Annotated in this window: 10 protein-coding genes; 6 read left to right on the forward strand and 4 right to left on the reverse strand. The window is 58.0% G+C overall.

Going from position 1 to position 14931, the window contains the following annotated elements; genetic code table 11:
• Positions 1–195 precede the first annotated feature (195 nt).
• The 3 genes from G6M89_RS04665 (at position 196) to G6M89_RS04675 (ending at position 5355) form a co-directional block, all read left to right on the forward strand.
• The gene (locus G6M89_RS04665) at positions 196–2241 is read left to right on the forward strand and encodes an ATP-binding protein (RefSeq protein WP_165160647.1); all 2046 of its coding nucleotides are present in this window, start codon (positions 196–198) and stop codon (positions 2239–2241) included.
• Between the two features lie 404 nt (positions 2242–2645).
• Positions 2646–3428, forward strand: coding sequence for a winged helix-turn-helix domain-containing protein (locus G6M89_RS04670; RefSeq protein ID WP_165160648.1), 783 nt, complete (start codon positions 2646–2648; stop codon positions 3426–3428).
• 46 nt (positions 3429–3474) lie between these two features.
• Positions 3475–5355 (forward strand): PINc/VapC family ATPase, encoded by a 1881-nt coding sequence (locus G6M89_RS04675; protein ID WP_165160649.1) that lies wholly within the window; start codon positions 3475–3477, stop codon positions 5353–5355.
• 400 nt (positions 5356–5755) lie between these two features.
• On the opposite strand, the gene G6M89_RS04680 is transcribed toward G6M89_RS04675, so the two are convergent.
• Positions 5756–7009, reverse strand: coding sequence for a PQQ-binding-like beta-propeller repeat protein (locus tag G6M89_RS04680; protein WP_165160650.1), 1254 nt, complete (start codon positions 7007–7009; stop codon positions 5756–5758).
• On the reverse strand, positions 7006–8085 hold the full coding sequence (locus tag G6M89_RS04685) for a M48 family metalloprotease (protein ID WP_165160651.1): 1080 nt from the start codon (positions 8083–8085) through the stop codon (positions 7006–7008). Before G6M89_RS04685 ends, G6M89_RS04680 begins: the two co-directional genes overlap by 4 nt.
• A gap of 162 nt (positions 8086–8247) precedes the next feature.
• On the opposite strand from G6M89_RS04685, the gene G6M89_RS04690 reads away from it, so the two are divergent.
• Positions 8248–9162 (forward strand): NAD+ synthase, encoded by a 915-nt coding sequence (locus tag G6M89_RS04690; protein ID WP_165160652.1) that lies wholly within the window; start codon positions 8248–8250, stop codon positions 9160–9162.
• A 28-nt stretch (positions 9163–9190) separates the two neighbouring features.
• Here G6M89_RS04690 and G6M89_RS04695 read toward each other — a convergent pair whose 3' ends face one another.
• Together G6M89_RS04695 and G6M89_RS04700 are read right to left on the reverse strand one after the other, a co-directional pair.
• Complete coding sequence (locus G6M89_RS04695; RefSeq protein WP_165160653.1) at positions 9191–9604, reverse strand: hypothetical protein; 414 nt, start codon at positions 9602–9604, stop codon at positions 9191–9193.
• A 64-nt stretch (positions 9605–9668) separates the two neighbouring features.
• Positions 9669–9962, reverse strand: coding sequence for a helix-turn-helix domain-containing protein (locus G6M89_RS04700; RefSeq protein WP_165160654.1), 294 nt, complete (start codon positions 9960–9962; stop codon positions 9669–9671).
• Positions 9963–10439: 477 nt separating this feature from the next.
• Between G6M89_RS04700 and G6M89_RS04705 the strand changes: the two genes are divergently transcribed.
• Both G6M89_RS04705 and G6M89_RS04710 read left to right on the forward strand, forming a co-directional pair.
• Positions 10440–14477: a hypothetical protein gene (locus G6M89_RS04705; RefSeq protein ID WP_165160655.1), complete on the forward strand. Its 4038-nt coding sequence runs from the start codon at positions 10440–10442 to the stop codon at positions 14475–14477.
• 117 nt (positions 14478–14594) lie between these two features.
• Positions 14595–14930, forward strand: coding sequence for a hypothetical protein (locus tag G6M89_RS04710; RefSeq protein ID WP_165160656.1), 336 nt, complete (start codon positions 14595–14597; stop codon positions 14928–14930).
• Position 14931: the final 1 nt, after the last annotated feature.

Raw genomic sequence — 14931 nt, forward strand, 5'->3', positions numbered from 1 at the left:
CAAGCCGAAGGCGCTAGTGATAATTAGTTGCAATCCAAGAGAAGAACTGAATGGTGGCATTCGAAACCCAGTCACACGATATGGGTACCCGCGAGGAGATCAGCCGTCTCAGACCACGTTGCTCACGATGATCGCACGGCAACACCAGCGCATGGCTGGCTCGCGACCGAGCACACACGACCTGGTGAGCAACCGATGAGCGTTCTCCGTACTGATCCGAACGTCGTCGTCGGTGTCGGTGACGCAGTCCACTCTGTAGCGCTCCGTGAGTCGATATTGGCCGGCAAAGCAACCGAGTACCGCGTCTTCGAGTCAGCCGATGCTGTTCTCGAGGCGATCAGTGAGACTAACGAGATTGGTTGTGTACTTACCGATCGATCGCTGCCGGAGACGACTGGGGCCGATCTCTGTCGCAAGGTCCACAGCCACGATGAGTTGCTTCCGGTCGTGGTCTACACCGAGGCAGACGATGAGGCCAACGGGCAGGCCACAGTTCGAGACGCGCTGAATGCGGGTGTTTCGGGCTACTACACGCACGACGATTCACCCGAGGTGGTCACCCAGGCTATCGACGAGGTACTCGAGACCTACGACCAACAGCGGGATGCCCGCGAGGAACGTTCGGCGTTCGAGACGTTACTCGAGAACGGCCAGACGAACATCTACGTCAAAGACGAGCAAGCGCGTTATCTGCGTACGGCGGCCGGTCCAGATTCGAACAATCAGGGCAAACTCGGACAGACCGATCTCGACATATACTCTGAGAGCGACCCTGAGATGGCACAACAGACGTACGAGGACGATCTTGCGGTCATCAAGTCGGGAGAGCCGATTCGCGAGCGCGAAGAGTGGTACGGCGACGGGCGGACGGCACACGTCGTCCGCACCACCAAGGTGCCGTGGACCGACGGCGAACAAACAAAGGGACTGGTCGGCATTACCACCGATATAACTGAGTTAAAACGCAAGGAAGTCGAACTCGAGATCTTGCGCGAGCAGTTCGAGAAGTTTTCCTCGAATGTCCGTCACGAACTCAAAAACCCGCTGCAGGTTGCCATTGGCCACCTCCAACTCGCACGAGAAACCGGTGACCAACAGATGTTTGAGACGACAAGAGAGGCACTCGAGCGAATCGAGGAGATCATGACGGACCTCGAGTCGATCGCCAAAGATGAGACGAAACGCCCAGAACACGGGCCAAATGCCCTCGGTGAGGTCGCATCGTCGGTGTGGGACATCCTCTACACGCGCGACGCAACGCTCGAGAACACCCTCGCGGATTGTGTTCGAACGTACACACCGGAACCGACGTTGCGCCCGGTGTTCGAAAATCTGTTCAAAAACGCTGTCACACACGGCGGCGATGATGTCGTCGTTCGCGTCGGAGCGCTCACTGACGGCTTTTACGTCGAAGATACGGGTACTGGGATACCGGAAGATAAGCGAAGTGCCGTCCTCGACGCCGGCTACACCACCAAGCCAACTGGCAGCGGGACCGGCCTCAGTATCGTTGCCGACGTCTGCCAGCAGCAGGGCTGGGACCTCACGATCACGGACAGCGACGAAGGCGGTGCCCGCTTCGAGTTTACAAATTGTCCCGTAGCCGCAGCGCCGACAGCGGTCGACCGCGTCGATATCACCGACAACGAGACAGCGCTCTCGCTGAGCGAAACCGGTGACATCGGGACGCTCGAGGCGGGTGGTTCTGCGTCGTACGACGACGATAGCGACCGCTGGACGGTTACAGCGGATGGGGCGAACATCTGGCGTCACTGGAACGATTTTTACTTCGTCTCGAGACAGGTCGAGGAACCGGTGAGTATCCGAGCGCGTGTCTCCTCGCTCGAGGAGATCGACCCGTTCAGCAAAGCTGGGATCATGATTCGAGACGAGCGCGACGAAGCCGCGACCTACGGCTACGTCGGACAGACACCGGGATTCGGGACGGAACTGCTCTGGCGGACACGCCACGGGGACAACGGTATCAGCCAGCAACTGCGCGAAGGGTCCAGTGCGCCCTGGTTCCGCGTCGACGTACTCGAGGAATACGTCACGTGTTTCGTCTCGCAAGATGGCATCGAGTGGACGCCAGTCGATCAGCGCCCAATCGAGTACACCTCGCCGGTACAGGTCGGCCTCGTCGTCTGTAGTGTGGTCTCAGGAACGCCCTGTACCGCGACGTTCGACGACGTCTCGATTCACCGACTCGAGTCGACAGACGAAGCCCGCGCTGCAGAGTGAGCGTCTGGAACCAAGTGTGGGCGCTCGAGTCGGGCAAGACTCGAACGCCGGAGTGTCAGAGGAACACGACAACCATCGAACACAGTGTCGCACACGTACGAGTACGGAACACTAGTCAGATGTAACGCCGTGGCGCACTGATCGTTGGCTCGAAACACACCTTACCTTACCGTCTGTGTGTGCGTACACCACATGAACACGACCGGGTCGACGTACATTGACTGAAACCAACATTTCGGCGAGCACCTTTCAAGGACAATTCGCCAGCCGGTGTGATTGCACTCATCTCGAGATCACGACATCTCTTAGTGGTGCACAAATGCGGGGTGTGTCCGGTGATGGCGGGAACCTTCTGGCAGTTCTACCGGAAAGAATAAGACGCTGTGTCAACCAAAGATCACGTAATGGGGTACGATTGGGGCACACAGCTATTCGCCTCGTCACATCGTCTCGCGTTGCTACGAGAGCTACGCTCGAATCCGGCCGATACGAAGACGCTGACAGACACACTTTCGATCTCGCGAGTGACGGTTCAGCGCCATCTCAATCACTGCTCGAACCACGGATGGGTACAGAAAGTCAATGGCCAGTACGAGCTCACACCCGTCGGCGAGCGCGTCTGTACGGCGACAATGACGTATCTCGACCGGCTCACAGTTCTCGAGGAAAACAGCGACGTAATCGACAGTCTCGCAACAATCGATGACTCGTTCGATCCCCTGTTGCTCTCTGAGGCGACGGTCTCGGTCGCAAAGCCGACTGACCCACATGAACCAATCTATCACTATCGGAACGCAATGGCTGACACGACGAGTGAGACCGTTCGTGGTATTCTTCCCATTTTCAGTGAACTGCTCATCGAAGTCCATCGCGACCTCCTCGATGCAGGCGTCGAATCCGAACTGGTCGCACCGCGACCGGTGCTTGAGGCTGCACCAATACCAATTTCGGAGCTTCCATCACCAATATTTACGGTCTACATGCTCGAGGAGACACTCGAATTCAGCGTGACGCTGACCGACGACCGAACGTTCGTTGGGACGTACGATACCGGGACGTTCGTCGCCTGTATCGAAAGTACAGAGCCAGCGTTTCGCGAATGGGCGACCGAGATTTACGAGCGCTATCGCCGGCACGCAACGCGCGTAGAGCCAGCAGGCGGCGACGAGTCTGACGGACCCACCTGAGGCCGCGTCCCGCACCCTTTTACCTGCGAAGAGCGAACGCTGCGATATGAACGTCGTGCCGGATACGAGCGTGGTCATCGACGGCCGCGTCTCGGCGACGATAGATGATGGGCAGTTCGAGGGAGCGACGATTTCGGTGCCGGAAGCCGTCGTCGCAGAACTCGAGGCGCAGGCCAACGACGGCATCGAGAGCGGCTGGGATGGCCTGGAGGAACTCCAGCGTCTCGCCGACCTCGCTGACGAGGGCACGATTACCCTCGAATACGTTGGTGAGCGGCCGAACGCTATCGAGCGCGGCCACGCCTCCGAAGGCGAAATTGACGCGCTGATCCGTGACCTCGCAGAGGACCTCGAGGCGACATTCCTGACGAGCGATATCGTCCAAGCCGAAGTCGCGCAGGCGAAAGGCCTCGATGTCGAACACATTGCACCGGAGGTCCGAGAGGTCGATGTCGGGACGCTCGCTGTCGAGAACTACTTCGACGACCAGACCATGAGCGTCCACCTCCGCACGGACGCGGTGCCGAAAGCCAAGCGAGGCGAACTCGGCGAGATGCGCTACGAGCCGATTGCCGATGACCCGCTCGAGGAGTCAACCATGGACGAGTACGCCCGCGAGGTCATCGACGCCGCCAAGGAATCGTCCGATGGCTTTCTCGAGTTGTCACAGCCAGGCATGAAGATTGTCCAGTTCCGGGACTACCGGATTGCCGTCGGTCGCCCGCCGTTTTCGGATGGCATCGAGATCACCGCCGTCCGACCAATCGCGCAAACGGATATCGACGATTACGACAACGCCGAGGAGTTGAAAGACCGACTGCTCGAGCATCAGCGTGGTGTCCTCATCTCGGGTGCGCCGGGGGCCGGGAAGTCGACGTTCGCGCAGGCGGTCGCACGCTACATTTCGAATCACGATTACTCGGTCAAGACGATGGAGAAACCGCGTGACCTGCAGGTCGGTCCCGAAATCACGCAGTACACCGAACTGGGCGGGGAGATGGCAAACACCGCAGACGCTCTCCTCATGGTTCGCCCGGATTACACCATCTACGACGAGGTCCGCAAAACAGACGACTTCGAGGTCTTTGCGGATATGCGCCTCGCAGGTGTCGGGATGATCGGTGTCGTCCACGCGACCCGAGCAATCGACGCCCTCCAGCGCCTTGTTGGCCGCGTCGAGCTCGGGATGATTCCCCAGGTTGTCGACACCGTCGTCTACATCGAGGCGGGGGAAGTCCACACCGTCTACGATGTCCGAACGGAGGTCAAAGTCCCCGCCGGACTCACCGAAGAGGACCTTGCGCGTCCCGTCATCCAGGTGACGAACTTCGAAACTGGCGAGCCAGAGTACGAAATCTACACCTTCAACCGACAGGTCGTCACCGTCCCACTCACCGACGACGAGGGCGGCCCCGGCAACGAGTCAGGCGTCGACCGCATCGCAAAGCAGGAAATCGAACGCGAAATTCGCTCGATCGCACGCGGCTACGTCGATGTCGAACTCAAAAGCCAGGACAAAGCCGTCGTCTACGTCGAAGAGAACGACATCTCAAGCGTCATCGGTAAAGGCGGCGGTCGAATCACGGACGTCGAGAACCGTCTCGGAATCAACATCGACGTTCGCACGCACGACGAGAATCCCAACTACGGGGCCGGCAGCGGAACGGCAAACGCCGGCGCGAGCAGCGATGGTGGCGGCCAGGCCGCCGGACAGATGGTCACCCCCGAGGTCACCTCGAGACATATCGTGGTCCCAGTCGATGGCAACCACGGCGAGACTGTCGAGGTCCAGGCCGGTGGCGACTACCTCTTTACCGCGACGGTAAGTCGCGGGGGCGAAATTCAGGTATCTCGAGGGAGTGCGATTGCCGAGGAGTTAGAGCAGGCAATCGACCGGAAAGAGCCGGTGACGGTCGTGCCATCGTAGCCGTACCGCGAACAGAGTGAGCGGCCTTTTTTAGCGTAGATTTTTTCGAGAAGCGGTTCGCGAACGAAGTGAGCGAACCCGACGAGAAAAAAGGTACGTGCGCGAGATTCAGGTATCTCGAGGGAGTGCGATTGCCGAGGAGTTAGAGCAGGCAATCGACCGGAAAGAGCCGGTGACGGTCGTGCCATCGTAGCCGTAGCGCGAACAGAGTGAGCGGCTTTTTTAGCGTAGATTTTTTCGAGAAGCGGTTCGCGAACGAAGTGAACGAACCCGACGAGAAAAAAGGTACGTGTGCGAGATTCAGGTATCTCGAGAGAGTGCGATTACCGAGGGATTTGAGTAGACGATCGACCAGAAAGAGCCGGTAACAGTCGTTCGCTCGTATGGAGTCGATTCCTCGCTACCACGGACGAACTGAGTCGCGGTCGCCCTGTGTCGTTCGGAATCCGTACAGTTCGTCGTCCGCACGGACGATAAGCCGGTCACCGACGAGATACGTCTCGTCTCCACACTGCAAATCTGTCGGCGGGCGGACATCCCAGCGGGGCTCTCCACTACTCGAGCGGGCGCTGAGACGGCAGCCATCGGTTGTCGTGGGATCACCAGTCACATCGTAGACGCCGTCGGCGTCCGCGACTGGTGCCTCATGAAATGAGTCGAACGACTCTACCCAGAGACGCTCACCCGCAGCGGTGTCGATCGCCTCGAGTTGCCCCTGTGTATAGTGATACAGCCGGGTATCGTCGACAACGATTGGGATGCCTGCAACGCTGTTTTCGGAGACGACAGTGGCTCGGCGGCTGCCGTCGGGATCGAGAAGGCGTACGTCGCCGCCGTCGGACTCGATCCACAGGGCAACACTCGAGTCGACGGCGACGAGCCACGATGGAACGCCGGCAAGTGAGCGCGTCGCGCGGATTTCGCCGTCGGTCGAAATGCTATACAGCGTCGGGTCGGTGGTACTCGAGGCTGAGTCATCCGACGCGTCACTCGGTTCATCGTCGGGAACGGCCACTACCCAAACGGTCTCGTCGGTGATCGCAACCAACTCGAGTCGCTGATCGTCGAACGTGGTCGGCTCGAGGACGAACTGCTCGGTGCCATCGTCGGCGGCGAGTGCGACGAGGTGGTCACGGGCGGCGACGACCAGCCCGTGACCCGCGACGAGTGTGGGGAACTCATCACTCGAATCAGCATCGCTGTCGGCATCGGTGTCAGTGTCGGTGTCGGCAGACTCGAGTGGTGCGCTCCAGCGCGTGTGTGCATCGCTGCCGTACTGAGAGCTGGACGAATCCGAGTCGTCATCATGCTCGAGGGCAACGACTTGCTCGTCTTCGACCTGCATGTAGACGCGTCCATTGGCGACCATTGTCTCACCCTCGAGGGTGGCGTCGGGGCTGCCACTCCAGGCGAGGGAACCGCGTGGCGTGTACGCGCTAACCCAGCCGTTCGAACTGATGCCGTAGAGACGTTCGCCATCGGCGTGCCAGTGGGCGATTGGCGAGCGATACAGCCCTGGACGGGTCTGAATGGAGACGCGCCACGCCTGATCGCCGGCGGCCGGCTGGTAGCCACAGCCGGCGACCGATGCACCACCGGCGGTGGCGACTGCAGCGAGGAGCCGTCGACGCGAGAGTGCGCGCTTGTCGGTCATCGCTGCTCCCCTCGCTGGTCGCGAGCAAGAGCTCGCAGTCGGTCGATCCGCTCAGCTGTTGGCGGATGCGTCGCCGGAAAAATATCCATGCTGATGAGTGATTGTGTGTCAAACGCCTGTGAGTCGAGCGGGACAAGACACAGGGCCTCCGTGCCACCGTCGAGTGTCCGGAGATCCGAATCCGGGACCTCGGATATCGTTTCGTCCAGTGACTCGAGGGCACTTGCAAGCGCGGCAGGCGAGCCAGTGATAGCCGCTGCAGCCTGGTCGGCCACGTACTCACGCTCACGCGAGAGCACGCGATGGAGCAGGACGCTCCCAGCCCAGAATAACACCGAAATCGCAAGCGTCAGGACCGCACACACCATGGCGACGAGAAAAACCACGGCGAACGAGCGCGTATCGCCGCTGCGGCGAGTCGAAAGCCCGCTCCCCGAGCCAAGGAGTCGGACGGAGCCGTAGATGACGTAAAATGCGACCACTGCGAGATAGTATGTAATTGTCGGCACGAGCCACGCCACGGTCATCAGACTCGCATCTCGATTCTCGAGATGGGCGAGTTCGTGGGCCAACACAGCCTCGAGTTCGTCGTCAGTGAGTGTCTCGAGGAGGCCAGTTGTGACGACGATGGTGCCGCCAGAGTCATCGCGTTGACGAATCGAGTTGCCGCCCGCGACGGCGAACGCGTTCGGAGCACCAGTCTCCGTGACAGCAAGCGCTGGTTTTGGTGCATCGGCCTGGGCTGCGACGCGCGTTAGTGCCGCGTGAGCCGCGGGGTATGCGTCGCTCGAGACTGTCCGTGCGCCGACTGACCGGCAGACAGCCCGTGGGCCAACCCAGTACTGCACCATGAGCGCGCCGACAACGGCAGTCGTCAGCAAAACGGGGTCAACGTACAACTGTCCGTGATACGGTCGGTCGTGTACCCACTCGAGGAGGGCAAGTCCAACGGTGTTACCCAGAAAGATCACCGTGTAAACGAGCACAAACGGAAGCGCGATGACGAGACCAAGTGCGACAACTAGCCGAAGTCGGAGAGTGGAGAGAGCAGCGGGAGACATCGCGAGTACTGTCATCGTATCGGCAATACCACCATATAACACTACTCGTTCAGATTCAGAGAGAGAAATTCGACAGTCACTCATAGGCACACTCCCCACTACTAGGTGTTTAAGGATTAGATCTATATACCAGACGATTGTCTACGTGTAGTAGAGAACACAAAGTGATCCAATACAATGGGTGCAGAAAGTAAGACGTTCGTCTATCCAGGATGCGGCGTACAGAACGGCCCGTTCGTTACGGCCGACAGCGACCTCGAGGAGGTTCGTGAACGAATTATCGACGACATTCGGGCAACTGTCGACGATGCAGGCGCGACCGGTGTCGTCGTCGCAATGAGTGGCGGCATCGATTCGACAGTGACGGCTGCACTGGCCGTCGAGGCACTGGGCGGCGAGCACGTTCTCGGATTGGGATTACCCTGTCACAAGGCAGATCAGGCACACGTCAGCGACGCACGGACAATTGCGGACGGGCTCGGCATAGAATTTCAGGAGATCCACCTCCGGCCGCTGCTCGAGGCGTTCAAAACTGCGGTCGACCCAGCGCTCGAGACGGGACGTCAAGCAGACACGACGCGCCCTGTCGAACGAAACGATGCGCTCGGAAATGTGACGGCGCGGCTGCGGATGGTCTGTGCGTACTACGCAGCGAACCGACGGTCGCGTCTCGTTCTCGGGACCGCAAATCGCTCGGAGTTCCTGCTTGGCTACTTCACCAAGTATGGCGACGGAGCCGCCGACACGTACCCAATTGGAGACCTCTACAAAACAGAGGTACGTGCCCTCGCTGGTCGTATCGGCGTCCCCCGCCGAATTGTTAGCAAGGAACCAACAGCTGGGTTCTGGGCCGACCAGACCGATGCGACCGAACTTGGTGCTTCCTATGACGCAATTGATCCGTTCTTGCACCAGCTCTTCGAGACGGACACCACCGTTAGCGAGGCAGCAACAAACTGTTCGATCGACCTCGAGACAGCTCGCTCGCTTGCCTGGAGATCGGCAGAGACGGCGCACAAACGCGCCCAGCCGCCAACGCCCGGTGTCGTCGACCGATCCGACTCGAGCGCTGAGTTCGGATGCGATCAGTGATCCTCGCACCGATCAATTAGTACTGTGATTATGACGTCGCCTCTTCGAAGTACAGATCCGGATTCCGCCACCAGAAGAGTCCCCACGAGAGCATGAAGCCACCACCCATGGCGAGGATGTCCTGAATCACGCGTGGAAGGCCAAATCCGATGATGGCCGCAAGCGTCAGTGTCGAGCCGATAAGCGCCCCGAACAGGACGAACGTAAGGTCGCCAATAATTCGTTCAGTCGGATGGTCCCAGTAGTGCTGGCGATGGTCGTCGTACCAGACGCCGACGTAGATCAACACCGGCGCCATCATCGTGATGACGGTGACGATCTGATACGCCTCTTCTAATCCCCGCGGGTCTAAGATAGCCGCATTGATCGCCGTCGAGAGAAACGACATCGCAAGCAACCCGATCAGCAGCCAGCCCCACCGTGGGAGCCGTTCTTTGTCCATACTGAGGTGACAGTCACCGAGCCAAAATAATCCTGCTGTTCTCAGTTACGGGGCAGAACAGACGTTACTCCGCACAGCAGGCGTCTTTCTTCGGCGACTCCTCGACACCGTTTCCATCTGCTGCAAGCGGTTCTTCGAGTCGATAGAGGCTCTGGCGAGCATCAGCAAAGTAAATATCCTCATCGACGATTCCGATTTCCTCGAGTCGCTCGAGTGCATACCGAACCGTCCGGGCCGAAAGCATTGATTCCTCAACAATCTGTTTCTGCGTCAGCGGGCCATCATACTCGAGAACCTTGAAAACAAGTTTGGCGCTCGGTGGCAAGTCTTCGATGTCCTCCCCGTCAGTCTCTGCCATATTACGATTTGAAAACTCCCAGCAGTATAAAAGTTGAGCCTTCTACCCGGGAGTAGGCTGACAGCTTTCGCCATCATATTCGAGTAAAATACTGTCTCAGAAACGCTCTCCCGAGTGTGATGCAGTTGACCGACTGGTCAGGATTGGTGTCAACGAAGGACAGTGTGTAGTAGACAAATGGTCACTTTCTCGAAGACGATAACGCAGTACTGCTCAGCGTAAATGAAGGTTGTGGCAGGTGGGCAGAGCTACAATACTGGGGCGCGCGACTGTCACTGTGTTCGCCCATAATTATTATGAACTATTTATATTATAATAACTATATTTGAGTAGATTTTTATGATCGTGCTGTGAATCGCGGAAGTATATCGTGGTCGCGGGCACCAACAGTGTGACCGGTACCCACAGGAACTCGAGCAGTCGGGAAGACAGCACACTCGAGAATGGGGTGGAGGGTCAACAACCAGTAGGGATCATATGACATCGGGCATCAATCGGGTAAGACACCGAAGTGGGAGCGACACAGACAGAAGCGTAAATCCAGTTGTTGGCGTTGTGCTGCTCATTGGGATCGTTCTCATCGGGAGCGCGCTGTTGTTTGTAACGGGGTCCACAGTTCTCGATTCAGTCGAATCGGAAGCTGATCGTGAGCAGGTACAGTTCTGTATCGATGAAACAGATCACCGACTCGGGACTGTTGCATCGACCGGGCACGGGCAAGCAATGGACTTCGACGAATCCGACTGCCAACCACAGCTAGCCGATAGCGGAACCGTTCTCGTTACCTGGTACGACGACGGCGAGCAGCCGACATGGGATGCAAGTAGCTCCGACACGGCAGAGACTACCCTCGGTGCACTCGAATTTAACGTCGACGGACAAACAATTGCCCATCAGGGTGGCGGTGTTTGGGACCTTTCGGACTCGAGCGTTAGCATCGAAAAACCGCCGGCAATCGGATTTGAGACCGATGCTGATGATGGCCAACTCAATTTGGATTTCATGCAGTTCGAAACCGCAATGGAGAGTGGATCGACTGCAATGGCCGAACGAAACTCGACTACTGCGATGAATCTACACGACGAACTTTCGTACGTGACTAAAAATCAAGCAGGAGATAACTTCGCGCTCAGAATGGAAAGTAAGTACGCCGATGGCTGGGAACGTCACTTCAAAGACGAAGCCGAGAACGTCGATAGCTGGAGCGTTGATATCGACCGTGGCGACGAATACGTCGACGTACTGATTGAGGGGATGGATGCCACGAGCGTCGACGAACACATCGTCATCGAGGAAAACAACGGACTGAACGAGCCAAACGGAGACCTCATTGATCAAAACCTGCTCGAGGAAAATCAGAATTTCCACATCAACGCAACGCTCGAAAACGTCGGTAGAGAGGCGGGCGATGCAGAGACGACAGTCACAATATGGGATGACGATGGAACTGAGATTGTCACGCAGTCACCTACTGCAGAACTTGACGCAGACGAGTCGATAGCCCTTCACGAGCAAAACGACTGGGAGAACAACAATAACGAGAATCAGTTCAACCCCACGCAGATCGGTCTAAGTCCTGGAACGGCCTACGAATACAATATCGAAACGCCGAACGACACGTTGACCGAGAACGAGACGTTCTACTATCTCAGCGACGAGCCGACGTACACCATCGATACCGTCTGGAGTGACTCCTCAGGTGACGAGACCGAGATTAATGCAGACGTTCGAAACATTGGAACCACAGACGGAAACGAAGAGACGATCGAACTCGAGATTACCCGAGCAGGGGGTAGTGATTCTATAACAGTGGATGGAGAGATTGAACTCGGCGCGACTGAAAGCGGGATCGTTACCTGGACGATCGATGAGTCAGACTGGCCGAACGGGACCTACGATGGGACCGTCACAACGGATGATGACGCAGAGGATGTCACTAAATTGTTCGAAGTCACGGATGGCGGCACGTTTGAAATCGAAGACGATCGTGGTATCCCCGATACGCTGCAGGTCAACGGCACTGATGGACAGGTCATCACCGACGAAGATCCGGTCACAATCGGTGCGAACATCACCAACACGTACGACAGTACGCAGACCCAGAACGTGACGCTTGACGTGTTAGACGGTGACGGAAATACCATCGATGAGGACGAGACGACCCTCGAGCTCGAGGCCAATGAAACTGCGCAGTTCGAACTCAATAGCGAGCAGTCGCTTCCGGCTGGAGAGATTTACGAGTACAACGTCTCAACCGAAGACGACCACCTCGACGATCATGGCTCGTTCCTCGTTGCCGAGGAGCCATCCGAGTTCACCATCGAGAACGTGGAACTGAGCGACGAACCGCTCGTACCGAATGACTCGGTGACTGTCACTGCCGATATCGAAAACCAGGATACGACCGACGAGCAGTTCGTCTGGCTCGAAGGCTTCGATGATTCGATTGTCGCGACCAACGAAACTGAACTCAGCCCCGGCGAACGGACGAACGTCGAACTCGAGTGGGGCTCCGTCGACGTTCCGGACACCGGGGACCCGACCATGACGGTCGGAACGGAAACTGACAATGAAACCATCGCCCCTGACGTCGAGCCGCGTCTCGAAATCGACGACGTGGCCGCTACAGACTCAGTTCATCAGGGAGGAACGGTCGGTATCGACGTCGATCTCGAGACGATCGGTGGAACTCCGGATCAGGAGGTCGTCCTCGAGGGGTTCGACGGTGAGCAAGTCTCGTCGGCACAATGGAGTGAAGGGCCGGGAACCGCCGAGTTCGAGTATTCCGTACCGCACGATGCGATAACGGATCGGGTGACGGTCAAAACGGACGACGATGATACGGAGGGTGTCGTCGTCGTCGAACGATGGGGGCCTGACTGCGGTCACGTTTCGCAATCCGAGCGAGACGATGACGGTTATCTCCTCATCGAGGACGCAGATCAACTCCAGTGTATCGACAATGCTGGGCCACATGACGACCACCACAGTCAGTACGACAGCCTCACCGACAACTATCGGCTGGCAAACGATATCGACGCCCATGGAACGGAATACTGGAACGGTGGGGCTGGCTTCGAACCAATTGGCGAACAGGAGAATGGTGGTCTCGAGTTTGGGGGTGATTTCGACGGCGACGGACATATCATCGAGGGACTTCACATCGACCGATCAAACGAGGATTTCGTCGGGCTGTTCGCCGCCAATTCAAACTTCCATAACGCAGGTGAGGTCGGCGAAGGATCGCGGATTCACAACCTGCGACTCGAGGATGTCTCGGTTCACGGCCAGCAGGTTACTGGTGGGCTAATCGGGGCTGCTGGCGGTGTCATCGAAGACGTCCGCGTCAGTGGGACCGTCGAAGCAGAATATCAGGAAGTCGGTGGGATCGCCGGCTCAGCACATAACGCAGATCTGGACAATCGCCTCGTTTCGGAAGCGACTGTTCGTGGCGGCATTCCGGCGGATGCGACGAACGAAGTCGAACATCCGTGGTACGCGGATAATCTGGGTATTGGCGGGATTATTGGATCGACAGGATACAATACCGAAGTCTCGACTGCGTACTCACAGGCCGATGTCGAAGGCCCATTCGGCGTTGGCGGGATTGTCGGCTGGACCTCCGATTACGCCAGTACGAACAAGCAGATGTACTGGGCTGAAGGCGATATTACGGTGACCGCTAGCCAAGACGAAATTGACGACCATCTCGAGGCAATGAGGCGAAGTTCACACGACGACGATACCGGCGGCGCAATCTTCGGTCGCGGCGACGACAACGGTGATGAGTTTGACGATAGCGTCTACTACAACGAACAGAACCACAGCCACGCGTTCGGCGAACACGTCATCGGAGACGAGATACACGTAAACGAACGAACCACCGACGAGATGCAGGGACTCGATGTGACCGACGCCGGAAACCTCGACCATCTCGATTATGAAGAGGAAGGCGGTCCCTGGGTGGCGCTGCCTGACGACTACCCACGGTTCGCCTGGGAACTAGCGGCAGAGGGGCAATTCGATGTGGCGATCGACGACGTTGCGGACGTAACTGCTGGCGAGGCCGCCCCAGTAAATGTGACCGTCACAAGCCGGTACCAAGAGCGAAGTGACGCAGACTACACTCCAAATGAAACCCAGACGATCAGTCTCACTGATCCCGATGGCCAGACAGTCGACACGCAATCAGTGACACTCGATAGCACACTTGAGGAAGACGAAACCACGGAAGAGGTACTCGTCTGGCAGACCGACGGCGACGACAACGGCAGTGCCGAGATCACGGTCCGCAGCGAGGACGCGACAGAGTCGGCACCGATCGACATCGAACCCGCCGAACACGGCCCCGGCAGTTCAGATGGACCGGGACTCGGTCCAACACCCAGCTTCGGTGACGTTGGCGACAAAGACGATATTGATCTCGAGCCTGGTGGAGTCGGCGGCTCGAGCGATGGTCCGCCGACTCCGGACACAGATATCGATGTCGAGGTCGATGTCATCGATATTGGCTAAGAACGACACAGGATCGGACGGAGACTACAACGGGACCTGACGGAGACTACAACGGGACCTGACGGATCAAGAATCGAACCCGAACCCCTTTTCACCACCGGCAACAGAAGTCGACACATGTCGACTGAATCGATTAGTGACCGACGTGAGCATATCCGCTCGATCAGCGTCACCGCGCTGTCGGCGTTGCTCGGCGTCGCCGCGGCATTCGCCTCAATGGCAATCACAGGCGACGTCAGTTCATTCGAGACGGCAAGCGCCGCCGCGGGTGATACGCGAGCGCTGTTGCTCGTCGTGGGTGCGATCCTCGCACAGATTATTTTCTATGACGTGACGAGCATCTACGGCGATGACGAGTTCGGTATGAAACACTACCTCTACGTCACGTTCATGACGTTTTCGTTCTGGTTCGTGGTGTGGGGAATCATGCTGACGGCGGAGGCCGCAGCCTAAT

The organism is Natronolimnobius sp. AArcel1 (genome assembly GCF_011043775.1).
GTDB lineage: Archaea > Halobacteriota > Halobacteria > Halobacteriales > Natrialbaceae > Natronolimnobius.